This window comes from Claveliimonas bilis (assembly GCF_030296775.1).
In the GTDB taxonomy this organism is placed as follows: domain Bacteria; phylum Bacillota; class Clostridia; order Lachnospirales; family Lachnospiraceae; genus Claveliimonas; species Claveliimonas bilis.
Genome location: NZ_AP027742.1, coordinates 2,285,667 through 2,309,820, shown reverse-complemented (window position 1 = coordinate 2,309,820; position 24,154 = coordinate 2,285,667). Strand labels below are relative to the sequence as shown.

General features: G+C 46.0%; 21 protein-coding genes. 14 read left to right on the top strand and 7 right to left on the bottom strand.

From position 1 onward, the window contains the following. Positions 1-13 precede the first annotated feature (13 nt). Complete coding sequence (locus tag R2J37_RS11245) at positions 14-2,656, bottom strand: transglycosylase domain-containing protein (protein WP_316265047.1); 2,643 nt, start codon at positions 2,654-2,656, stop codon at positions 14-16. 135 nt (positions 2,657-2,791) lie between these two features. Here R2J37_RS11245 and R2J37_RS11240 point away from each other — a divergent pair, with 135 nt between their 5' ends. Next, on the top strand, positions 2,792-3,445 hold the full coding sequence (locus R2J37_RS11240) for a YigZ family protein (RefSeq protein ID WP_316267034.1): 654 nt from the start codon (positions 2,792-2,794) through the stop codon (positions 3,443-3,445). 37 nt (positions 3,446-3,482) lie between these two features. Here R2J37_RS11240 and hpf read toward each other — a convergent pair whose 3' ends face one another. The 4 genes from hpf to typA all read right to left on the bottom strand — a co-directional run bounded on the left by hpf (position 3,483) and on the right by typA (position 7,511). Then, positions 3,483-4,019, bottom strand: coding sequence for a ribosome hibernation-promoting factor, HPF/YfiA family (gene hpf / locus R2J37_RS11235; RefSeq protein ID WP_230105596.1), 537 nt, complete (start codon positions 4,017-4,019; stop codon positions 3,483-3,485). Between the two features lie 104 nt (positions 4,020-4,123). Next, a complete protein-coding gene (locus R2J37_RS11230) occupies positions 4,124-4,738 on the bottom strand; it encodes a transporter (RefSeq protein WP_230105597.1) in 615 nt (204 codons plus the stop codon). 8 nt (positions 4,739-4,746) lie between these two features. Beyond that, positions 4,747-5,646 carry a phosphatase PAP2 family protein gene (locus R2J37_RS11225; RefSeq protein WP_316265046.1) on the bottom strand — a complete coding sequence of 300 codons (900 nt, stop codon included), beginning with the start codon at positions 5,644-5,646 and terminating at the stop codon, positions 4,747-4,749. A gap of 35 nt (positions 5,647-5,681) precedes the next feature. Next, on the bottom strand, positions 5,682-7,511 hold the full coding sequence (gene typA / locus R2J37_RS11220; protein ID WP_316265044.1) for a translational GTPase TypA: 1,830 nt from the start codon (positions 7,509-7,511) through the stop codon (positions 5,682-5,684). A 180-nt stretch (positions 7,512-7,691) separates the two neighbouring features. Here typA and R2J37_RS11215 point away from each other — a divergent pair, with 180 nt between their 5' ends. The 11 genes from R2J37_RS11215 (at position 7,692) to R2J37_RS11165 (ending at position 21,042) form a co-directional block, all read left to right on the top strand. Further along, the gene (locus tag R2J37_RS11215) at positions 7,692-8,321 is read left to right on the top strand and encodes a single-stranded DNA-binding protein (protein WP_230105600.1); all 630 of its coding nucleotides are present in this window, start codon (positions 7,692-7,694) and stop codon (positions 8,319-8,321) included. Between the two features lie 115 nt (positions 8,322-8,436). Next, positions 8,437-9,327: a 4-hydroxy-tetrahydrodipicolinate synthase gene (gene dapA / locus R2J37_RS11210; RefSeq protein ID WP_230105601.1), complete on the top strand. Its 891-nt coding sequence runs from the start codon at positions 8,437-8,439 to the stop codon at positions 9,325-9,327. Positions 9,328-9,457: 130 nt separating this feature from the next. Continuing rightward, a complete protein-coding gene (gene dapB, locus R2J37_RS11205) occupies positions 9,458-10,216 on the top strand; it encodes a 4-hydroxy-tetrahydrodipicolinate reductase (RefSeq protein ID WP_230105602.1) in 759 nt (252 codons plus the stop codon). 27 nt (positions 10,217-10,243) lie between these two features. Further along, positions 10,244-12,196: a fructose-1,6-bisphosphatase gene (locus tag R2J37_RS11200; RefSeq protein WP_230105603.1), complete on the top strand. Its 1,953-nt coding sequence runs from the start codon at positions 10,244-10,246 to the stop codon at positions 12,194-12,196. 113 nt (positions 12,197-12,309) lie between these two features. Beyond that, a complete protein-coding gene (locus R2J37_RS11195) occupies positions 12,310-12,630 on the top strand; it encodes a hypothetical protein (RefSeq protein ID WP_230105604.1) in 321 nt (106 codons plus the stop codon). A 109-nt stretch (positions 12,631-12,739) separates the two neighbouring features. Continuing rightward, entirely contained in the window at positions 12,740-13,510 is a 771-nt protein-coding gene (gene hisA, locus R2J37_RS11190) for a phosphoribosylformimino-5-aminoimidazole carboxamide ribotide isomerase (protein WP_230105605.1), read from the top strand. 98 nt (positions 13,511-13,608) lie between these two features. Then, a complete protein-coding gene (secA, locus tag R2J37_RS11185; protein ID WP_316265042.1) occupies positions 13,609-16,182 on the top strand; it encodes a preprotein translocase subunit SecA in 2,574 nt (857 codons plus the stop codon). 42 nt (positions 16,183-16,224) lie between these two features. Further along, a protein-coding gene (gene prfB / locus R2J37_RS11180; RefSeq protein WP_230105607.1) for a peptide chain release factor 2 occupies positions 16,225-17,332 on the top strand; the annotation gives its coding sequence in 2 pieces (ribosomal slippage) (positions 16,225-16,299 and positions 16,301-17,332; 1,107 coding nt in all). Between the two features lie 19 nt (positions 17,333-17,351). Next, positions 17,352-18,572 carry a homoserine dehydrogenase gene (locus tag R2J37_RS11175; protein WP_230105608.1) on the top strand — a complete coding sequence of 407 codons (1,221 nt, stop codon included), beginning with the start codon at positions 17,352-17,354 and terminating at the stop codon, positions 18,570-18,572. 21 nt (positions 18,573-18,593) lie between these two features. Next, on the top strand, positions 18,594-19,796 hold the full coding sequence (locus R2J37_RS11170; RefSeq protein WP_316265040.1) for a cofactor-independent phosphoglycerate mutase: 1,203 nt from the start codon (positions 18,594-18,596) through the stop codon (positions 19,794-19,796). Between the two features lie 31 nt (positions 19,797-19,827). Next, positions 19,828-21,042, top strand: a complete 1,215-nt coding sequence (locus R2J37_RS11165; RefSeq protein WP_230105610.1) for an aspartate kinase — start codon at positions 19,828-19,830, stop codon at positions 21,040-21,042. A gap of 32 nt (positions 21,043-21,074) precedes the next feature. On the opposite strand, the gene R2J37_RS11160 is transcribed toward R2J37_RS11165, so the two are convergent. Together R2J37_RS11160 and R2J37_RS11155 are read right to left on the bottom strand one after the other, a co-directional pair. After that, positions 21,075-21,482 (bottom strand): helix-turn-helix transcriptional regulator, encoded by a 408-nt coding sequence (locus R2J37_RS11160; RefSeq protein WP_230105611.1) that lies wholly within the window; start codon positions 21,480-21,482, stop codon positions 21,075-21,077. Positions 21,483-21,592: 110 nt separating this feature from the next. Continuing rightward, positions 21,593-22,042 carry a CYTH domain-containing protein gene (locus tag R2J37_RS11155; RefSeq protein ID WP_316265037.1) on the bottom strand — a complete coding sequence of 150 codons (450 nt, stop codon included), beginning with the start codon at positions 22,040-22,042 and terminating at the stop codon, positions 21,593-21,595. 138 nt (positions 22,043-22,180) lie between these two features. Here R2J37_RS11155 and R2J37_RS11150 point away from each other — a divergent pair, with 138 nt between their 5' ends. Both R2J37_RS11150 and tig read left to right on the top strand, forming a co-directional pair. Further along, positions 22,181-22,732 (top strand): DJ-1 family glyoxalase III, encoded by a 552-nt coding sequence (locus tag R2J37_RS11150; RefSeq protein ID WP_230105613.1) that lies wholly within the window; start codon positions 22,181-22,183, stop codon positions 22,730-22,732. A gap of 123 nt (positions 22,733-22,855) precedes the next feature. Next, positions 22,856-24,142 carry a trigger factor gene (tig, locus tag R2J37_RS11145; RefSeq protein ID WP_230105614.1) on the top strand — a complete coding sequence of 429 codons (1,287 nt, stop codon included), beginning with the start codon at positions 22,856-22,858 and terminating at the stop codon, positions 24,140-24,142. Positions 24,143-24,154: the final 12 nt, after the last annotated feature.

Sequence of the window (24,154 nt, the reverse complement as noted above, 5' to 3'; positions counted from 1 at the left end):
TCTTTTAATTACTTTATTGTCCTTCGGTATTACCGGAATCACCGGAACCGCCGCCGGTATTGCCGGAATCACCGGAACCGCCGCCGGTATTACCGGAATCACCGGAGCCGCCGCCGGTATTGCCGGAATCACCGGAACCGCCGCCGGTATTGCCGGAATCACCGGAACCGCCGCCGGTATTGCCGGAATCACCGGAACCGCCGCCGGTATTGCCGGAATCACCGGAACCACTGCCGGTATTACCGGTGTTGCCAGTGTCGGTATTGCCGGAATCAGAAGACGTATTTGCATCCTGATTTGCGGTATTGTCGGAATCACCAGAATCGACGGAACCGTGTCCAGGACAAACCTCAGTAGCTACATTGTCAGTAGCAAAATATTCCGTTACAGAAGGACAGCTTCCTGCCCGTGCCAGTTTTCCTGTAATTGTACAGATTGTTTTCTGTTCAACAGAAGCTGGCATCTGGAAGTCCCGTGTCTCCAGACCGGCATGGACACGGCTCATGATGGAGTTCCAGATCCGCAGACGGAAGGTAGTGTCAATATTCGTCAGAGATTTTGGATCATCATATCCGCCCCATACACAGCAGGTGTAGTACGGAGTATAACCGCAGAACCAGAGGTCCTTGTCTTCATCGGCGGTTCCGGTCTTACCTGCAACAGGCATATTGGAAAGGGCGGCAGCCCGTCCTGTTCCGCTTGTAACAACGCTTTCCATTGCGCTTGTAAGAAGAGCAGCAGTGGAGTCTTTGATCGCTGTATGAGATTCGGAAGGATTCTCGATCAGAACATTTCCGTCATGATCCAAAATTTTTGTGTAAAGAGTAGGCGTATTGTATACACCGCCGTTAGCAATAGAAGCAAAGGCCGCGCACAATTCATAATTATATACACCATCTGTCAGACCGCCAAGAGCGATCGGTTCATATTTATCATTGTCCACCAGAGTGCTCATAGAGAAATTCTCTTTTGCGTATTCATATCCCAGATCCGGTGTGATCTGCTGGATCGTTTTTACAGCACAGGTATTCTGTGAATTGGCAATGGCCTCTCTAACTGTAATATTGCCCATGTAGCTGTTGCCGGCATTTTTAAATTTTGTACCGTCGGAATAGGTCCACGGTTCATCCTTTATGACATTAGCAAGAGTAATCTGGTTGGTATCCAGAGCCGGTGCATATGCAGAGAGGATTTTGAAACAGGAACCAGGCTGCCTTTTGGAACCGGTGTAAGCGCGGTTCAGACTCTGGCTGGTCTGTTTAGCGCCTCGTCCACCCACCAGTGCCTTGATCTGTCCTGTCGCCTGATCCATCAAAGTGACAGAAGCCTGAGGCTGCGGAGTGAGGATGATGGACTCATCATAGGTATCGCCCTCTTTTGCAATGCTGGCCTTCCAGGCGGCAATGACACTGTTCGCTTCCTCTTCCGAAGAGAAGGTAAGCCCCTCTGTGCTTCCGTATGTTTCAGCGCGGAATGCCTCGACATGACCTTCACTGTAATTTTCTACAGTGCCGTCAGCTCTTGTGACAGTCAGGGCATAGGAAGAAAGTCCCACTTCTTTCAGCCAGGGGTAATTACTGTCATTGTTCATCTCTTCATCACAGATCTGCTGAAGGGCAAGATTCTGAGTAGAGATAATGGTAAGGCCTCCGCTGTAAAGGGCATTGTAAGCCTGAGTCTCTGTATAGCCCAGCTTGGACTGCAGATCGTTAATTACCTGTTCAGAGAGGGCGTCTACAAAATAGGAATAAGGAGAATCCTCACCAATCTGTGAATTGACAGTCTGGATTCTTGCATATACATCATCTGCCATAGCCTCATCATATGCGGCCTGGTCAATATAGCCCTGATCCAGCATTTTATTCAGAACTTCTTCACGCCGTTTTGCGTTCTCTTCCGGATTGGTGATCGGATTGTACAGGGAAGGATTCTGCGTGATTCCGGCAATAACCGCACATTCCGATAAGGTAAGCTCTGATACATCTTTATTGAAATAACGTTTGGAAGCAGACTGAACACCAAGAGTATTTTGTCCAAGATTGATGGTATTCATATATGCCTCCAGAATCTCCTCTTTTGACATCTGCTTTTCGATATCCAGTGCCAGGAACTGTTCCTGAATCTTTCTCTCTAACCTGTCATAGAAGGTCTCTTCATTTACAAAATCAGGAAAGATATTATTTTTGATCAGCTGCTGTGTCAGCGTGCTGGCACCCTGTGAAAAGTTTCCCCCGGAAGCAAGACCCGTTACTGCCGCACGGAGAATACCCTGGGGATCGATTCCGTTGTGCTCATAAAAACGTTCGTCTTCGATCGCTACAAATGCATGCTGGAGATTCTTCGGAATCTCATCAATGGATTTGTAGATACGATTGGAGCCGGCTTCTACAAAACGTTCAATTTCCGTGGAACCGTCATCGGCGTATACTAAAGTGGTATATCCTTTTGGGCGGACATCCTCAGGAGAGATATCAGGAGAATTATCCAGAATTCTTTTTAAAAAAATCAGACCACCTACGGCACCGATAATGAAAACGGCGATCACACAAAGGAAAAATGCCTTGATCAGTCTGACTCCGACGCGCTTGCCCTGCATGGTCGATTTTGAGGTGATTTCTTTCTGCTTTTTAGAAATCTTTCTTTTTCCGTAATTCATGCATTTATGCCTCCTTTATTCCAAGTCATTATAGCAAATTTACCTATTGAAATAAAGAAGAAAATGAAAACTTCATATTTCAGTAGGAAAAACTTAAGAAATCAAGTATAGTATATATGTATGAAAGTGAGGGATATAAAAATGGAGTATCGATTAGTATATCAGGGGGGAGAAGGAGAGATCACAGAAAAAAAGTCCCGTTTTATCGCTACAGTTCTTCCGGTGTCAAACGAAGATGAAGCAGTGGCGTTTGTGGAATCTATGAAAAAGAAGTATTGGGATGCTACGCACAATTGCTCTGCTTATGTCATTGGAGAGCACTATGAAGTTCAAAGATGCAGCGATGACGGAGAACCAAGCGGAACAGCGGGTAAACCGATGCTGGATGTACTCCTGGGAGAAGATCTCCATGACACGGCAGTAGTGGTGACGAGATATTTTGGAGGAACGCTTCTTGGAACGGGAGGACTTGTGCGGGCCTATTCGGCGGCGGTAAAGGAAGGTCTTTTATCTTCTACTATTATAACCAGAAAACGGGGCGTTAAACTGAACCTTGAAACGGATTATACGGGACTTGGAAAAATACAGTATATATTTGGGGAGCGCAATATAGCAATCCTGGATACGGAATATACGGACCGGGTAGCGTTGGAGGCGCTGGTACCGGAAGAGCTGCTGGATAAGATAAAGGAAGAAGTAACAGAAGCAACGGCAGGACGGGCGAACATAACAGAAGGGGGTCCCTGCTTTTATGCAGAAATAAATGGAAAGACCAGAGTTCTGGAGTAAACTCCAGAACTCTGGTCATGAAAAAGGGAGCACCCTGTTATTGAAACTCCGGCTCGATCAGACCGAAGGTTCCATTTTTTCGTTTGTATACCACGTTGACTTCTTCTGTTTCCGCATTACAGAAAACAAAGAAATCATGTCCCAAAAGTTCCATTTCTATGCAGGCATCTTCCGGATACATAGGTTTGATACCAAAACGTTTGGTACGTACAATCCTGATCTCCTCATCTGCTTCGTTTTGTTCCTGGCTGTCAAAAAATTCCTGTTTGAAATTACCCCCTTCCTGGTGTCTTGCAATCAGCTTTGTTTTATATTTGCGAAGCTGACGTTCAATGACTTCCTCCACAAGATCAATGGATACATACATATCGCTGCTGACCTGCTCGGACCGGATGATCTGGCCCTTTACCGGGATAGTGACTTCGATTTTCTGACGTTCTTTTTCAACGCTCAACGTAACAATGATTTCCGTATCAGGAGTAAAATACCTTTCCAGCTTTCCTAATTTGTGTGTGATGGTATCCTTTAAACCAGGTGTCACATCAATGTTCTTTCCGCTAATGATAAATTTCATGATGCCCAACTCCTTTTTAAGAGAATTTCAGACGAAATAATGTCTGACAAAATAGTAAGACAAACTATTTATATCTGATATATTGAGTATAACATGTTTTTGTGTCAATGTATAGCATGTATTACTTCGATTCTTGAAATTTTTCCGTCCTTCATTTTATCGATACGAAGAGCAACATCTGCAACAGAAACACATGTACCTACTTCAGGAGTTACATTTTCTTCCGACATTTTTTCAAGTATCGCGTCATTGAGAGTAGAGGACGGACTGGGACATGGAATATGACAGGCCATTAGCTTATTGATCACCTGAATTCTGGAAGAAGCACGGAAAATATTTTTCTCCAGGAGATCGAATCCGCAGAAAAGAAATTTTCTTGTGGCAAACAAAACGGCGATGGCACATACTCCGATCAGGCTGGAAAGAGCAGAGGAATGGCCGTTGATAATCTGCCGTGCGATGGCAAAAACCAGTACTTCAAATACCGTGTCCGGTGTGTGGTAGTACATCATACGGATCAGCTCAACACCAATGATCAGCTCAAAACAGGATTCCAGCAGATCCTCATAATTGGGATAAACATCCAGGTCCGGGATATGTACAAGAGAACCGGCCAGACGTATGCATAAAAGGATGATTCCGACTGCAAGCATCATGGAGATAAAAAACTCCAGAAACATGGCAAGATAGGAAAGGAACATAGTAATATATTTTTTCATAATGCCTCCTAAGTCTCCTGGGCGGTGCCGAGTATTTTTTGGAAAATCGCCGGATATATCACGATGATCCATAATATAAGTATAAAATATTCTATCATTTTTGCAAGTATGGATGTGCCAAGGATAAAGGAAAGTCCTCCTTTGATCAGAAGCAGCATACCAAGTCCGCAGATAAGTTTGGCCGCCTGGATCCGGCGGTTTTTCGCGGCTGTGGAAAACCGTATCCTTGTCCGCTCCAGATACCAGCCTACGGCAAACCCCATGCCTGCGCCGGCAGCTTTGCAGCAGTCGGAGGCAAGCTCTTCAGTAACAATGCCGTTCTTCAGAAGGAGGAGCGCATAAATGGCAGCTCCTGCAGAGAAGATAAGCATGGCAGCGAACACACTTCGGCTGTGAGGAGAATCTTCCAAAAAGAGGGCGCGAAAATGCCAGATCAGCCATGTGCAAAGAGCGGATACTCCCAGAGAAGCAAGGACATCTTTGGGAGTATGGCAGCCCAGATACATACGGGAAAAGCCCACGCATAAGGGCGCAAAAATACACAAAACCTTCAGCCATTTCTTCCGGGTCCATGTAAACAGCGGAAAGAAAAAAGAAGAGGCGCCCTGTGTATGCCCGCTTGGAAAGGAATATCCGGTAGCATCAGGAACAGCACTTTCCACAGCATGGAAGCTGGGATCCAGAACCCAGGGTCTGGGAATCCGAAAAGAAATCTTCAGTGTCTGGACGATCAGCCCGGCACTGAAATAAGTAAAGCCCAGCTGATATGCCAGCTTTTTATTTACACACCAGTAAAGAAAACAGATGATGCCCACAAGAATGAGTTCCTGTCCGAAATAGGTGATAACCTGCATAATTTTGTCCATGGAAGGGGTGCGGATCCCTTCCAGCAGCCAGAGAAAATCCATAGATAAATCCTTTCTCCATAATATAAAAGTGGTTTTTATGATTTGTTATTATTTCTTTTGCGCATCTTTGGATCCAGAATCTTTTTGCGGATACGAAGAGACTTCGGGGTCACTTCCAGCAGTTCATCTGTATCGATGAAATCCAGCGCTTCTTCCAGGCTTAAAATCCTTGGAGGAGTCAGCCTTAGTGCCTCATCTGCGCTGGAAGAGCGGGTATTGGTCAGGTGCTTTGTTTTACATACGTTGACTTCGATATCGTCGGTTTTGGCATTCTGACCGATTACCATGCCGGAGTAGACCTTTTCGCCGGGACCGATAAAGAGTGTTCCGCGCTCCTGGGCGCTGTACAGTCCGTATGTGACGGATTCTCCTGTCTCGAAGGCGATGAGGGATCCCTGTTTGCGATACTGGATGTCGCCTTTGTAGGGGGCATAACAGTCAAACGCTGTGTTCAGAATCCCGTTCCCTTTTGTGTCTGTGAGGAAATCACCGCGGTAGCCGATGAGTCCCCGTGCGGGAATGGAAAATTCCATACGGGTATAGCCGCCGCTGGCAGTGCCCATATTGCGGAGTTCTCCTTTACGCTGTCCCAGTTTTTCAATGACAATACCGGTAAATTCTTCCGGTACATCAATGAATGCAGTTTCCATCGGCTCAAGGAGCCTTCCTTTTTCGTCCTTTTTGTACAGGACCTCTGCCTTGCTGACAGCAAACTCATATCCTTCCCGGCGCATATTCTCTATGAGCACAGAAAGATGGAGCTCGCCCCGGCCGGATACTTTGAATGTGTCCATATTTTCCGTATCCTCCACCCGGAGGCTGACATCTGTATTTAATTCCCGGAACAGACGGTCGCGGATATGTCGGGATGTAACATATTTTCCTTCCTGACCGGCAAAGGGACTGTCATTTACCATAAACTGCATGGCAATGGTTGGTTCGGAAATTTTCTGAAAGGGAATGGCTACCGGATTTTCCGGGGAACAGATGGTATCGCCGATCGAAAGATCTGAAATACCGGAAATTGCCACAATAGAACCGATGGTAGCTTCCTTCACATCCACTTTGTTCAGACCGTCAAATTCATAGAGCTTGCTGATCCTTACTTTTTCCTGACGCTCCGGGTCGTGAGCGTTTACGACGATCATGTCCTGACCGGTGCGGATTGTGCCGTTATCTACTTTGCCGATACCGATGCGGCCTACATATTCATTATAGTCAATGGTACTGATCAGAACCTGAGTGTCGGCATCCGGATCTCCTTCCGGCGCCGGGATGTAATCCAGGATGGTCTCAAAAAGCGGCACCATATTCTGGGGACCGTCCTCCAGCTCCAGCACGGCATAGCCTGCCTTTGCGGACGCATAGACAAAGGGGCAGTCCAGCTGCTCATCAGAAGCGTCCAGATCGATGAACAGTTCCAGCACTTCATCGATGACTTCGGAAGGGCGGGCCTCAGGACGGTCGATCTTGTTGATGCAGACGATGACAGGGAGCTTCAGTTCCAGGGCCTTTCGCAGCACGAATTTTGTCTGGGGCATAGCTCCTTCAAAAGCATCCACTACCAGGATCACCCCGTTTACCATTTTCAGGACACGTTCTACTTCGCCGCCGAAATCGGCATGTCCGGGTGTGTCGATAATGTTGATCTTTGTTCCCTTATAATAAACAGCAGTATTTTTAGAAAGAATGGTAATTCCACGCTCACGTTCAATATCATTGGAGTCCATGACTCTCTCGGCTACTTCCTGATTTTCGCGGAATACACCGCTTTGTTTGAGCAGCTCATCTACAAGCGTTGTTTTCCCATGATCGACATGGGCGATAATAGCAATATTACGTACATCTTCGCGTTTTGTCTTCATACGAAATCTTCCTTTTCTTTTGATCTATCACATTCTACATTATTTTGTAACTGTTTTAGTTTATCATATTTCCCAAAAAAAACAAGGAATATAGTTCTAATATCTGTTTTTCCCGCATAGATTATGTAGTGACTCTAAAAAGCTTAGAATACGATTCGGAGGAAGGGAGATTTACACGTTATGTCAGATAAGATTATTGAAAACAACCAGGTAACTATTATGGGGCAGATCGCATCAGGATTTACATTCAGCCACACAGTGTTTGGAGAAGGATTCTATATGGTGGATGTGCTGGTGCGCCGTCTTAGCAGCTCGCAGGACCGGATTCCGCTGATGATCTCGGAAAGACTGATGGATGTTACGCAGGATTACACAGGGGAGTTTATTATGGCGACAGGGCAGTTCCGCTCTTACAACAGGCACGATGAACAAAAGAACAGGCTGATATTGTCCGTATTCGTAAGAGAAGTGTCTTTTATTGATGAAGAGTTGGACGGGGCCAAGACGAATACGATCCTGCTGGACGGATATATCTGCAAACTGCCGGTGTACCGCAAAACGCCGCTTGGAAGGGAGATTGCCGATCTTCTTCTGGCAGTCAACAGGCCATATGGGAAATCCGATTATATTCCCTGCATCTGCTGGGGGAGAAATGCCAGATTTGCCTCTTCTTTTGAGGTGGGGGAGCATGTCCAGGTGCTTGGGCGTATACAGAGCAGAGAATACGTAAAACGTCTTTCAGAGACAGAGACAGAAAAGAGAACGGCATATGAAGTGTCGGTAAGTAAACTGGAATGTCTGGAAGATTGACAGACCATGTACCAAACTGCCCTGAAGCAGGCAACGTTCCATTGACATTGCAAATGAATAATGATACACTTTTTAGAAGATATCATTTTTTATTATAGAGGTCAGGAGGAATAGTATGGCTATTTTTACAGGTGCCGGGGTGGCGCTGGTTACACCATTTCATGAAGATGGAAGCGTGAATTTTGACAAACTGGATGAGCTGATCGACTATCACTGCGAGAATGGAACAGACAGTCTGATCATATGCGGAACAACAGGAGAGTCCTCTACTTTATCAGAAGAGGAACATATGGAATGCATTAAATTTGCAGTGGAACGCACGAAAAAACGGCTTCCTGTAATCGCCGGAACAGGTTCCAACGCTACATATACGACCATTGACATGTCAAAAGAGGCAGTGGAATACGGAGTGGACGGACTTTTGATCGTTACTCCCTATTATAATAAAGCAACACAGAAAGGACTGGCTGCACATTATAAGGCTGTAGCGGAAGAAGCCAAGGCGCCGATCATCATGTACAGTGTGGCAAGTCGTACCGGGCTGAACATTGCTCCGGAGACAGCGGCAGAGCTGATCCGCGATGTGGACAATATTGTGGGGATCAAGGAAGCTTCCGGCAATATTGCACAGGTAGCGAAGATCATGTATCTGACAGACGGGAAAGCAGATCTGTATTCCGGAAATGACGACCAGATCGTACCGCTTTTGTCTCTGGGAGGAAAAGGCGTTATTTCTGTGCTCTCTAATGTGGCTCCAAAAGAGACCCATGACATTTGTGCAAAGTTCTTTGCGGGAGATGTGAAAGGAGCCTGTGAACTTCAGCTGAAGGCAATTCCGCTGATCGAGCAGCTTTTCTGTGAAGTGAATCCGATTCCGGTAAAGAAGGCTGTAAATCTGATGGGAATGGAATGCGGAGGACTTCGTATGCCTTTGACAGAGATTTCTCCGGAACATGAAAAAAGTCTGGCACAGGCAATGAAGGATTTTGGAATAAAACTGGCATAAAAGCCAGAGCATGAGTGGTGAGCTGAAAAAAGCTGAATAAAAGGGACAGGATCAAAAGACAGCATGATTTCTGTCCCTTTCACGTATGAAAATAAGTACGTATGAGGATGGAAAGCGGAGGTAAAAGAAAATGGTAAGACTGATTATGCACGGCTGCAATGGGAAAATGGGACAGGTGATCACACGGATGGTCAAAGAAGATCCGGAAGTGGAAATTGTTGCCGGAGTGGACAAATATACCGGGATTTCCAATGATTATCCAGTGTATGATGAGATTGGAAAATGCAGTGTGGAGGCGGATGCGCTGATCGACTTTTCCAATGCGGCGGCAGTAGACGAGCTTCTTGCATACTGCAGAGAGAAGAAACTTCCGGTAGTGCTGTGTACCACAGGACTTTCAGAAGAACAGCTGAAAAAAGTGGAAGAGGCTGCTAAGGAGACGGCGGTTCTGCGCTCGGCCAATATGTCTCTTGGAGTAAATCTTCTTATGAAGATTCTGAAAGACGCAGCCCGTGTGCTTGCCCCGGAAGGCTTTGACATTGAGATTGTGGAAAAGCATCACAACCGGAAGGTGGACGCTCCCAGCGGAACAGCCATTGCCCTGGCGGATTCTGTCAATGACGCTCTTGACGGAGTCTATTCCTATACCTATGACAGAAGCAGGGAGCGGAAGGCAAGAGATTCCCGCGAGATTGGTATCTCGGCAGTGAGAGGCGGTACCATTGTGGGAGAACATGAGGTGATCTTTGCCGGAGAGGACGAGGTGATCGAATTTAAGCATACCGCTTATTCCAAAGCGCTTTTTGCCCGGGGAGCTGTGGCGGCAGCCAAGTATCTGGCGGGAAAACCGGCAGGACGTTATGATATGTCGGATGTAATACAATTTTAAATACATATGAAAATGGGGAGGATGGATATGGAAGAGCTAAAAATGAAGTATCTGGAGAGGCTCTCGGAGTTGTATCCCACAATTGCCAGTGCTTCTACAGAGATCATCAATCTGCAGGCAATCCTGCACCTGCCAAAAGCGACAGAGCATTTTCTGACTGATATTCATGGAGAATATGAGGCTTTTTCGCATGTGCTGAAAAACGGATCGGGATCCATCCGCCGGAAGATCGACGATGTATTTGGGAATACTATGAGTAGCCGGGACAAACAGTCCCTTGCTACTCTTATTTATTATCCCACAGAAAAGATGGATCGGATCAGGCGGGAGGAACCAAACATGGAAGACTGGTACAAGATCACGCTGTACCGGCTGATCGAGGTATGCAAGCGTACTATGAGCAAATATACCCGTTCTAAGGTACGAAAGGCCCTGCCGAAGGATTTCGCTTACGTGATCGAAGAGCTGATCACAGAGAAAGCGGATGTGCTGGATAAAGAATACTATTATAATTCCATTATCAGCACGATTATTGAGACAAGTCGGGCAGAGGAGTTTATTGTGGCTTTAAGCGAAGTGATCCAGAGGCTGACGGTAGATCACCTGCACATTGTGGGAGATATTTATGACAGAGGACCCGGTCCCCATATTATCATGGACAAGCTGATCCGCCATCATTCTGTGGATATTCAATGGGGAAATCATGATGTGCTGTGGATGGGAGCTGCCGCCGGACAGAGGGGGTGTATTGCCAATGTTATCAGAATTTGTGCAAGATACGGAAATCTGGATATTCTGGAAGACGGATATGGCATCAACCTGCTTCCTCTTGCAACATACGCGTTGGAAACCTATGCCGACGACCCCTGCACCTGTTTCGCACTCAAGGGAAGCACAGGATACACGGCAAGGGAAAAAGAGATGGAAGTGAAAATGCATAAGGCTATTTCCATTATCCAGTTCAAGGTGGAAGGGCAGATCATAAAGAAGAATCCGGGATTCAAACTGGAGAAAAGGAATCTCCTCCATCACATTGATTTTGAGAATGGTACGATTGAGCTGGACGGAAAGGTCTATGAACTGCTGGACAAAAACTTCCCGACGATTGATCCGCGCCGTCCTTATGCGCTGACAGAGGAGGAAGAGGATATTATGGACCGCCTGGAACGGGCGTTTCTCGGATGCCAGAAGCTGCAGGAACACATGAGGTTCCTTTTGAATAAGGGCGGACTTTATAAAGTCTACAATCAGAACCTTCTCTATCACGGATGCGTTCCGCTGAATCCGGACGGAAGTCTGAAATCCGTAAGGATTTATGGGAAGGTATATAAGGGGAAAGCTCTTTACGAAGTGCTGGAGAGCTATGTGAGAAAAGGCTTCTTTGCTCTTGACAAGAAAGAGAAGGAGAGAGGCAAAGATATGATGTGGTATATCTGGCTTCATGAAAATTCACCGCTTTTCGGTAAAGATAAGATGGCCACCTTTGAGAGGTATTTTCTGGCCGAGAAAGAAACCCACAAAGAAAAGAAAAATCCTTATTATGAATTTCTGGAAAATGAAGAAGTGGTCGATCGGATTTTGGCGGAATTTGGCCTTCCGGGAGAAGGAACTCACATTGTCAACGGGCATGTGCCGGTGAAGTCAAAAGCAGGGGAAAGTCCTATTAAATGTCAGGGGAAGGTTCTTGTCATAGATGGAGGCTTTTCCAAAGCATATCAAAAAGAGACAGGAATTGCAGGTTATACGCTGATCTATAATTCCTATGGACTTATCCTGGCTGCCCATGAGCCTTTTGAATCTACAGAAGCAGCCATTGAAAAGGAAAGTGATATCCATTCTGACAGCACGATCGTGAAGCGTGTCATTGCAAGAAAGACGGTGGGGGATACCGATATCGGAAGAGAACTGAAAAAGCGTATTGAGGATCTCGCCTGGCTTCTGGAATCCTACAGGGAAGGAATTATTGCAGAAAAAATTTAAGATATGAAAAGATTTTTAGAGTTTTAGAAAAAAATGGAACACAGGAACATGTATAAATTTTTCATAAGCTGCGGATAGTATTCATAGAAAATGAAGAAAGGGAGTACAAACTTATGAAACAGTTAAAAAGAGGAATTTTAATCTTCCTGTGTGTGCTGTCATCCTTTGGAACTCTGGCAGGCTGCGGAAGAAATGAAGAAGATAACGGAGCAGTAAAGGAAGAAAACAGTACTGACAACACGATGAATGATGCTACAGACGGGACGAAAAATGACGGAGCAGCCGAGAATATCGGAGAGGATATCAAGGATGAGGCACAGGACATCGGAGAAGACGTCAGAGATGGAGCAGAAGATATAAAAAATGACGTGGAACAGGGTGCTGAAGATGCCAGAGAGGATATAGAAAACAGTAATAATAATACAAACAGATAAGCGATACCACAGGTGGATTTTCAAGTCTGCCTGTGGTATGATTATTTTTGGAATAATTTGACAATGTTTTTCAATCATTCACCGAAGAAGGGAATGAAGGGAGGCAGATATGAGATTCAGACCGTGCATAGATATACATAACGGCAAAGTAAAGCAGATTGTGGGAGGAAGCCTGAAGGATCATGGAGATAAGGCTGTGGAAAATTTTGTTTCCGGATATGATGCGGCGTTTTATGCAGAGCTTTATAAAAAGGACAATCTGAAAGGAGGGCATGTGATCCTCTTGAATCCGGTTTCATCGGAATATTATGAGAAGAACAGGCAGCAGGCGCTTGCGGCGTTAAAGGTATTTCCCGGAGGTCTGCAGGTAGGAGGGGGCGTTACGGCAGAGAATGCGGCGGAATTTATTGAGGCGGGGGCCAGCCATGTTATTGTGACGTCCTATGTATTCCGGGAAGGGCAGATACAGTGGGATAATCTGGAAAGACTGGTGCACGCTGTAGGAAAGGAGCACATTGTTCTGGATTTAAGCTGCCGGAAAAAAGATGCTTCCTATTATATAGTAACGGACCGATGGCAGACATTTACCAAAATCCAGGTAAATGAAGAGATTTTGTACTGGCTGAAGGAATCCTGCAGTGAATTCCTCGTCCATGGGGTGGATTCGGAAGGAAAAGCGGCCGGTGTGCCGGAAGATCTGGTTGCTCTGCTCTCTAAAATCAGGGGAATCCCCATTACATATGCAGGAGGGATCGGAAGTCTTAAGGATCTGGAACAGTTTCGGCAGATCAGCGGAGGGAACCTGGATTTTACCATTGGAAGCGCCCTGGATCTGTTTGGAGGAACGATTCCCTATGATGCGGTGAAAAATATGTCATGACTGTGAACATTATGAACACTTTATAAATTTGTTGAATTGGATTTGGGATAGTGATAAAATGTGGAATAGAGTAATTTTTTGAATAAGGAGTTAACAACATGGGTTTTATAGAGAAAATATTCGGAACGCACAGTGAACATGAGCTGAAGCGGATCTATCCCATTGTGGATCATATTGAGGCTCTTGAGCCGGAAATGAAGCAGCTTTCTGACAGTGAACTGAAGGACAAGACAAGAGAGTTTAAAGAAAGGCTGGATAAGGGAGAGACTCTGGATGATATTCTGCCGGAGGCTTATGCAGTAGTAAGGGAAGCAGCTTCGCGCGTGCTGGGGATGCGCCATTATCGTGTGCAGCTGATCGGAGGAATTATCCTTCATCAGGGACGTATCGCAGAAATGAAGACAGGTGAAGGTAAGACGCTTGTATCTACACTGCCGGCCTATTTAAATGCACTGACCGGGCAGGGAGTCCATATTGTAACGGTCAATGATTATCTGGCAAAGCGTGATGCGGAGTGGATGGGCCAGGTACATGAGTTCCTGGGACTGAAGGTAGGTGTTGTGCTGAACAGCATGGACAATGATGAACGCCGGGAGGCATATAACTGTGATATTACTTATGTGACAAATAATGAGCTGGGCTTTGATTACTTAAGAGATAATATGGTGATCTATAAAGAACAGCTTGTGCAAAGAGGGCTGAAGTTTGCTATCATTGATGAGGTTGACTCTGTTCTGATCGATGAAGCCAGAACTCCTCTTATTATCTCCGGGCAGAGCGGTAAGTCTACAAAGCTCTATGAGGCCTGCGATATTCTGGCAAGACAGATGGAAAGAGGAGAAGCCAGCGGTGAGTTTTCCAAGATCAATGCCATTATGGGCGAGGAGATTGAGGAGACAGGAGACTTTATTGTCAATGAGAAAGAAAAGACGGTCAACCTTACAGAAGACGGTGTGAAGAAGGTAGAGAAATTCTTCCACATTGATAATCTTGCAGATCCGGAAAATCTGGAGATCCAGCATAATATTATTCTGGCTCTCCGTGCCCACAACCTGATGTTCCGCGACCAGGATTATGTGGTGAAGGATGACGAAGTTCTGATCGTCGATGAGTTTACGGGACGTATCATGCCCGGAAGAAGATATTCTGACGGTCTTCATCAGGCAATTGAGGCCAAGGAGGGCGTGAAAGTAAAAAGGGAGAGCAAAACTCTTGCAACGATCACGTTCCAGAATCTGTTTAATAAATATGAGAAAAAGAGCGGTATGACAGGTACGGCGTTGACAGAGGAGAAGGAGTTCCGTGAGATCTACGGCATGGATGTTGTAGAAATCCCGACGAATGTACCGGTGATCCGTGTGGATATGGAAGATGCTGTATATAAGACCCAGAAAGAAAAATTCCGGGCTGTGTGTGATGAAGTGGAGAAGGCTCATGCAAAGGGACAGCCGGTTCTGGTAGGTACGATCACTATTGATGTGTCAGAGCTTTTAAGTGGAATGCTGAAAAAGAGGGGGATTAAGCATAACGTCCTCAATGCCAAGTTCCACGAGATGGAAGCAGAGATCGTTGCACAGGCAGGACAGCATGGAGCAGTTACCATTGCTACAAACATGGCAGGCCGTGGTACCGACATCAAGCTGGATGATGAAGCAAGAGAAGCTGGCGGGCTGAAGATCATCGGTACCGAGCGCCATGAATCCAGACGTATTGACAACCAGCTGCGCGGACGAAGCGGACGTCAGGGAGACCCGGGAGAGTCCAGATTTTATATTTCCCTGGAAGATGATCTGATGCGCCTGTTCGGTTCGGAACGTCTGATGAATGTATTCAACGCCCTTGGTGTTGAGGACGGTGAACAGATTGAACATAAGATGCTTTCAGGCGCCATTGAGAAGGCACAGGAGAAAATAGAGAATAATAACTTTGGAATCCGTAAAAATCTTCTGGAATATGATCAGGTTATGAATGAACAAAGAGAGATCATATACGAAGAGAGAAGAAGAGTTCTGGATGGAGAGAGCATGCGGGATTCCATCTATCATATGATCAGTGAATATGTGGAAAATCTGGTGGACAAGGAAATTTCAGCAGACCAGGAGCCGGAAGACTGGGATCTGACGGAATTAAATGTAAGCCTTCGCGGAAGCATTCCTATGATGGATCCTGTTTCACCGGAGGATGTCAAAGACATGTCCCAGAAGAAGCTGAAACATTTCCTGAAAGAAAAAGCAGTAAAAGCATATGAAATGAAGGAAGCGGAATTTCCGGAGCCGGAGCATCTCCGCGAGATTGAGCGGGTCGTGCTTCTGAAGGTGATTGACGCCAAATGGATGGATCACATTGACGATATGGATCAGCTTCGCCAGGGAATCGGTCTGCAGGCCTACGGTCAGAGAAACCCCAAGGTGGAATACAAAATGCTGGGTTATGATATGTTCGATGAGATGACAAAATCCATCACTGCAGATACAGTTCGTACGCTGTTCCACATCAAGCTGGAACAGAAGGTGGAAAGAGAGCAGGTTGCCAAGGTGACTGGAACCAATAAGGATGATACTGCAGTGAATGCACCGAAGAAGCGCACGGAGAAGAAAATTTATCCCAATGATCCGTGCCCGTGCGGAAGCGGAAAAAAATACAAGCAGTGCTGCGGAAGGAAAAAGGCATAGAGAGCGCTGCGAATCAGTTGAAAATGAAAGAGGTGAAAGTAAGTGGTCGAGCTGGATCAGTATAAAAGCATTATCAGCTCCTATGAAGAACCTCTTGCCGGAATGAGGGATTCACTTTGACATCTCCGGCAAGGAAAAACGGGTAGAAGAACTGGAGCGAAAGCTGGAGGAACCAGGTTTCTGGGATGATGCAGAGCATTCACAGAAAATTATGAAAGAATTAAAAGAGCTGAAAGATCAGCTGGATACCATGAAACATCTGCAGGGAACATGGGAAGACATCCAGGTTCTGATCGAAATGGCTCATGAAGAAAATGATGAGTCCATGGTGGAGGAGATCGAAAAGGAAATCTCACAGTTTGAGGAAGCTTTTGAATCTCTTAGGATACAGACGCTGCTCTCGGGAGAATATGACGCATGCAATGCCATTGTGACTCTGCATGCCGGTGCCGGCGGGACGGAGTCCTGCGACTGGACCAGCATGCTTTACCGGATGTATACAAGATGGGCAGAAAGGAAAGGATTTTCCATACAGGTACTGGACTATCTGGACGGAGATATTGCAGGTATTAAAAATGTCACCTTTGAGGTGAATGGAACCAATGCTTATGGTTATTTGAAGTCGGAAAAAGGCGTGCACCGCCTTGTCAGGATCTCGCCTTTCAATTCTGCCGGAAAGCGCCAGACATCTTTTGCATCCTGTGATGTGATCCCGGACATGGAAGATAATACGGGTGATATTGAAGTGCCGGAGGATGAGCTGAAGATCGATACCTACCGTGCCAGCGGTGCGGGAGGTCAGCATGTCAATAAGACATCTTCGGCTATCCGTATTACCCACCTGCCTACAGGGATCGTGGTGCAGTGCCAGAATGAGAGGTCGCAGCATCACAACAAGGATAAAGCCATGCAGATGCTGAAAGCCAAGCTGAAACTTCTGAAGGAACAGGAGCAGGCGGAAAAGGTGTCGGATATCCGCGGTGAGATAAAGGAAATTGGATTTGGAAATCAGATCCGTTCTTATGTGATGCAGCCTTATACGCTGGTGAAAGATCACAGAACAGGAGAAGAGAGCGGAAATGTGACTGCTGTGTTGGACGGTGCATTGGATCCTTTTATGAATGCATATCTTAGCAGTCAGAACCAATAGAGGAAGAAAGGGGAAAAGGATGATAAAGATAGCAGTACTGGGATACGGGACAGTAGGTTCCGGAGTAGTGGAAGTAATCCGTACAAATGAAAAAGTGATTGACCAGAGAGTCGGAGAAGAGCTTCGGATCAAATATGTTCTGGATCTTAGAGATTTTCCCGGTGATCCGGTACAGGATATCATTACCCACAATTTTGAAGATATCCTTAAGGATGAGGAAGTGAAGATCGTTGTAGAAGTGATGGGAGGCATTGAGCCGGCATATACATTTGTAAGGCAGAGCCTGGAAGCGGGAAAAAGCGTTGCTACCTCCAATAAAGCCCTGGTGGCAAAACACGGAGCTTCTCTTCTGAAACTTGCCAAAGAAAAAAATGTAAACTTCCTGTTTGAGGCCAGTGTGGGAGGAGGAATCCCGATCCTGCGTCCGCTTCACTCGTCTCTGACCGGAGATGTCATCGAGGAGATTACAGGAATCCTTAACGGAACAACAAACTATATGTTGACGAAAATGTTCTATGAGGGAGCAGATTACGAAGAAGTGTTGAAGGAAGCGCAGGATAACGGCTATGCGGAGCGCAATCCGGAGGCAGATGTGGAAGGCTACGATGCCTGCCGTAAAATTGCGATCCTTTCTTCGATCATATCCGGACAGCAGGTTGATTTTGAAGATATTTACTGTGAGGGAATTACAAAGATCACAGTAGAAGATATGAAGTATGCAAAAGCGATGGGAATGACCATTAAGCTTCTTGCCTCCTGCAAGAGAGACGGAGAGAAGTTAAACGCTATGGTGGCGCCTTTCCTCCTTCACAGAGAGCATCCGCTTTTTTCTATCAACGGAGTGTTTAATTCTATCTTTGTTCATGGAAATATGCTGGGCGACGCCATGTTTTACGGAAGCGGTGCAGGGAAACTGCCGACTGCCAGCGCGGTAGTGGGAGACATTGTGGAGGAAGCAAAACACCTGAACCGAAACCTGGGCGTAGGCTGGAGCGAAGAGAAGCTTGCACTGGAAGATAAAAAAGATGTAAAACGCCGTTTCTTCGTACGTATGAAAGGGAAAAAAGAAGACTTTGAAGAAAAGCTGACAGAGGAATTTGGTATGCTTCAATATGCGAAGGCAGAGGGAGTGGAAGGAGAATTTGGCTTTCTGACCCCGGTCATGCCGGAAGGAGAATACGAGAAAAAAGCGGAAACGTTCCGGGACAGTATTCTCGGAATGATCCGAGTGGAAGAGTAAAAGAGCAGAAAGGGGAAACAGATGAAATATATTGTTGTTTTGAGTGATGGAATGGCCGGCAGACCTCTTGAGGAGCTGAATGGAAAGACGACATTGGAAGCAGCCGATACTCCGGTGATGGATCGTCTGGCAAAAACTGCAGAGATCGGAACTGCAGCCATGGTTCCTTCCGGAATGGCTCCGGGCAGTGATACGGCGAATCTGTCCGTCCTGGGATATGACCCAGACATATATTACACTGGAAGATCTCCCCTGGAAGCTTTAAGTATCGGTGTCAATATGGAGAAGACAGATGTTTCGTTCCGATGTAATCTGGTGACTCTCACAGAAGAAGAGCCTTATGAGGATAAGAAAATCCTGGATCACAGTTCCGGTGAGATCAGTACCAAGGATGCGGGAATCCTTCTGGATGCTCTGCGGGAAGGACTGAAAAAGGAAGGGTATGAATTTTTCCGGGGAACAAGTTACCGGCATCTTCTGATCTGGAAACGGGGGCAGGTCTTGGATCTTACGCCGCCCCATGATATCCTTACAAAGCGGATTGGAGAATATCTTCCCAAGGATCCGGTTCTGCGTAAGATGATGGAGAAAAGTTACGATATTTTATCCGGGCACCCAATCAATCAGGAAAGATGTAGGCAGGGATTGCATCCGGCCAATTCTGCCTGGTTCTGGGGAGCCGGGACCCGCCCGTCTCTGACGTCCTTTTATGAAAAGACAGGAAAAAGAGGCGTGATGATATCGGCGGTCGATCTGCTGAAAGGCCTTGCTGTAGGGGCGCAGATGGATAACGTTGTTGTAGAGGGGGCCAATGGAGGGCTTCACACCAACTATGAAGGCAAAGCAGATGCGGCGGTCAATGCTCTGACAAAAGACGGCTATGATTTTGCCTATGTCCATGTGGAAGCGCCTGACGAGATGGGGCATCAGGGAGATACAAAGGCGAAGATAGAAGCGATTGAAAATGTAGACAAAAGAGTGCTGGGAAGAATTGTGGAGGGAATGGAAAGATCCGGAGAGGATTTCCGTATTATGATCCTTCCCGATCATCCGACGCCGATCGAGGTACGTACCCATACAGGAGACGCAGTTCCGTACCTGATCTATGACAGCCGGGAAACAGCCGGGGGCATTCATACATACAGTGAGAGGGCGGCAGCGGACAGCGCGTTTGTCTGGCCGGAAGGATACCGGCTGATGGCACATTTTCTGGAGCTGGATTAAAGTAAAGGATGAAGGAGAAACAGGAGGGACTATGTTAATTGTAAAGAAGTTCGGCGGTTCGTCCGTCGCAGACAGAGAAAGGATATATAATGTGGCAAAACGCTGCATTGAGGACTACAGGAAGGGGCATGATGTGGTAGTTGTACTCTCGGCCATGGGAGACACCACAGATGATCTGATCGCCCTTGCCCAGTCCATTAATCCGGAACCGAAAAAAAGAGAGCTTGACATGCTTATGACAACAGGAGAGCAGGTGTCTGTTTCTCTGATGGCAATGGCTATGCATGCAATGGACGTTCCGGCGGTTTCACTGAATGCATTTCAGGTAAAAATGAATTCCACTTCCCGTTATGGAAATGCCAGGTTTAAGTCTATAGACAAAAAGAGGATCCTGCATGAGCTGGATTCCCGGAAAATCGTAATTGTGACAGGATTCCAGGGAGTGAACAAATACGAAGATATTACCACGCTGGGAAGGGGAGGTTCTGATACAACAGCGGTTGCCCTGGCAGCAGTCCTCAACGCAGACCTGTGTGAGATTTATACCGATGTGGACGGAGTCTATACGGCAGACCCCAGGGTGGTGAAAAATGCAAGGAAGCTGGAGGCGATCACTTATGATGAGATGCTGGAGCTTGCTACATGCGGAGCAAAGGTTCTGCATAACCGTTCTGTGGAAATGGCGAAAAAATACGGGGTTGAACTGGTAGTAAGGTCCAGTCTGAACCGCAGTGAAGGAACAATTATTAAGGAGACAGTAAAGATGGAAAAAATGTTGATTACAGGCGTAGCCGGTGACAAAAATACTGCAAGGATCTCGGTGATGGGAGTAGAAGATAAGCCGGGGATCGCATTCCGGATCTTCAATACACTTGCGAAAAACAATATTAATGTGGATATCATTCTGCAGTCTGTAGGGAGAGAGGGGACAAAAGATATTTCCTTTACAGTTGCCCAGGATGAGTTGAAACGTGCTCTGGAAATTCTGGAAGAACACAAAGAAGCGCTGACTATTCAGGAGATCAGCTATAATGAAAAAGTTGCGAAGATTTCTGTAGTAGGTGCGGGAATGATGACGAATCCGGGAGTTGCCGCGAAGATGTTCGAATCTCTTTACAATTCCCGAATTAATATCAGTATGATCTCAACTTCAGAGATCAGAATTACCGTTCTGATCGATGAGAAGGATATTGACGAAGCTATGAATGCGGTTCATGACGGATTTGCTCTTGCGCTTGTGGAGTAAGAGCGAAGCCGTATGGCTGTGATCAGGAAGGATCAGACTTTTTTAGAACGTGAATCTATGAAGCCGAGAGCGATCTGCCGGTCTTCAGGAGCAAGGGTGCGGAATTTAGAAATAAATTCCGTTTCTTCTTTTGTCAGATAAATCCTGTTCTCTGTTGCCCGGTCAACGCCAAGACGGAAGAAATTCTTATCTTCCTGGATCTGTACAGAATGGTCTGACTCCATGAAGGAAGAGAGCTCTCTGCTGACAAGGTCATCAAGAGAGAGGTGATACAGGCTTGCAAGACGGATCAGGGAATCCAGATCCGGCGAACGTTTCAGATTTTCATAGTTGGAATAAGCCTGTCTGGAGATATTGAGAAAAGCACCCAGATCGTCCTGGGTGAGCCCGTACGCTAAACGCAGATATTTGAGATTTCGTGCAAGTTGAATGTTGGGCATTGCTATACCTCCGTTTTAAAGTATCTTTAGTATAGCAATTAACCTGACAAATGGGGCGTTATGCAACAAAACGAAAAATAAAGTGAAAAAGCAACAAAATGTTGCAAATATTATTTTTCTGTTTTGCTTAAGGTACTGTTGTGGTAAAGAGAGGAAAAAGTGACATCCTCACCGAACCAGGACGGCGGCTGGAAGTTTTCTGCTATTTCCTCGGAAGGAAATTCTACTTCGGCCAGAATGAGAGGGGAAAGGTCATCCTGAAAGACATCCAGTTCTATGAAAAGGTTGTTGTCTATAGGAATGACATGGCGGAATTTACGAATGAGCCTTCCGTCGATTTTTGACCGCAGATGTTCATAGGCACTGGAAGTGAGAGGAAGATTGTATTCCTCCCGCACCATGAGGCCTTTTGATTTATAGGTGAGGAAGAAACTGTCATCATCCCGGCGGATGCGTACAACGGGATCCGTGCAAAGGTATCCCTGCTCAATGCGCCTCGTTTTTATGATATTCAGATCAGACGGAATTTCCGGGATCAGATATTTTTTCTCGATTTCCATATATGTCTCCTTTTTACTTTTCTTGTGAGTTGCCGTGAACTGTAACTATCATAATCCATAAAAAGACAGTTGTAAATAAATTGCTTTTTCAGAAGCAGTCTGATACTATAAATGCAGAAGATAAAAGGAGGAATCACTATGAAAAAAGCGGCGGTGTTACTGGCGGATGGTTTTGAGGAAATTGAAGCGCTCACAGCAGTAGATTTGCTTCGGCGTGCAAGGATATATGTGGATACCGTATCCATTTCAGACGACTATATGGTCCATGGAGCTCATGGCATCAATGTGCAGACAGAAGATCTGTTCGAGGAAGTAAACTTCGCTGAATTTGACATGATCATTCTGCCCGGGGGAATGCCGGGAACAAAGAACCTGGAAGAGCATAAGGGAGTACTAAGAGTAGTAAAGGATTTCCACGAAAATGGAAAATATATAGGGGCGATATGTGCCGCACCGGGAATACTGGGCGCAATGGGCATTTTGAAAGGAAAGAGAGCTGCCTGCTATCCGTCGGTGGAAGAGAGACTTTCCGGGGCTGTTATCATGAAAGTTCCGGTTATTCAGGATGGAAATATCATCACCAGCCGGGGTATGGGAACAGCGATTGATTTCGCTTTGAAGCTGATCGAGGTTCTTACAGATAAACTGAAGGCGGAGGAGATAGCGGACTCCATTATTTATCTAAAATAGAGTCTAGCCATTTTACATAGTTTGTGTTATACTCTATGAATGAGTGTAAAGCTGAAGAGCCTGCAAAATATGCGGCGCCAGACCGTATAAAAAGAGCAGGATAGAAACAGGAGGAAATGATTCATGAGTTTACAGGTAGAGAAACTGGAAAAAAACATGGCGAAACTTACAATTGAAGTTTCTGCAGATGATTTAGAAAAAGCGCTTCAGAGTGCGTATAACAGACAGAAATCCAAGATCAGCATCCCGGGATTCCGGAAAGGAAAAGTACCGCGCCAGATGGTAGAGAAAATGTATGGCGCAGAGATTTTCTACGATGACGCTGCAAATGCCCTTCTTCCAAAGGCTTATTCTGAAGCCTATGACGAGTGTGGTCTGGATATTGTTTCCCAGCCGAAGATTGACATTGTACAGATCGAAAAAGGAAAACCGTTTATTTTTACAGCGGAAGTGGCAACAAAGCCGGAGGTAACTCTTGGAGAGTATAAAGGGCTGAAGGTTGATAAGGTTTCCAACCGCGTGACACAGAAGGAAATTGATGCAAAACTGCAGGAAGAGGCAGAGAAAAACGCAAGAACAATTACAGTAGAAGACCGTCCGGTACAGGACGGAGACGAAGTAATCCTGGATTTTGAAGGATTTGTTGACGGAGAAGCGTTTGAGGGAGGAAAAGGAGAAAATTATCCTCTGACAATCGGATCCGGTTCCTTTATTCCGGGATTTGAGGAGCAGCTTATCGGAGTAGAATCCGGCAAGGAGACAGAAGTCAATGTAACATTCCCGGAGGACTACCATGCAGAAGATCTGAAGGGAAAGGCTGCTGTATTCAAATGCACGATTCATGAGATCAAGGCAAAAGAGCTGCCGGAGATCGATGATGAATTTGCAGCAGAAGTTTCCGAATTTGATACATTAGATGAATATAAGGCTGATATCAAAGCAAAGATCAAAGAACAGAAGGAAAAGGAAGGAAAATCCAAACAGGAAGATCAGGCTGTAGAACAGGCTATTGCAAATGCTTCCATGGAGATTCCGGATGCGATGATCGATACACAGGCAAGACAGATGCTGGATGATTTCTCACAGAGAATGGCACAGCAGGGACTTACCATCGAGCAGTACTATCAGTTTACAGGATCAAGCGCAGAGAAGATGATGGAAGATCTGAAGCCGCAGGCAGTAAAACGGATCCAGACACGTCTTGTTCTGGAAGCAATTGCGAAAGCAGAGAATATTGAGATCAGCGATGAAAAGCTGGACGAAGAGATTGCAAAAATGGCGGAAGCCTATAAGATGGAAGCTGACAAGCTGAAAGAATACATGGGCGAAGCAGAAAAGAAACAGATGAAAGAAGATATGGCTGTACAGGAGGCAGTAACCTTCCTGGTAGAAAACGCAGTGACAGAATAATACATTGCGGCA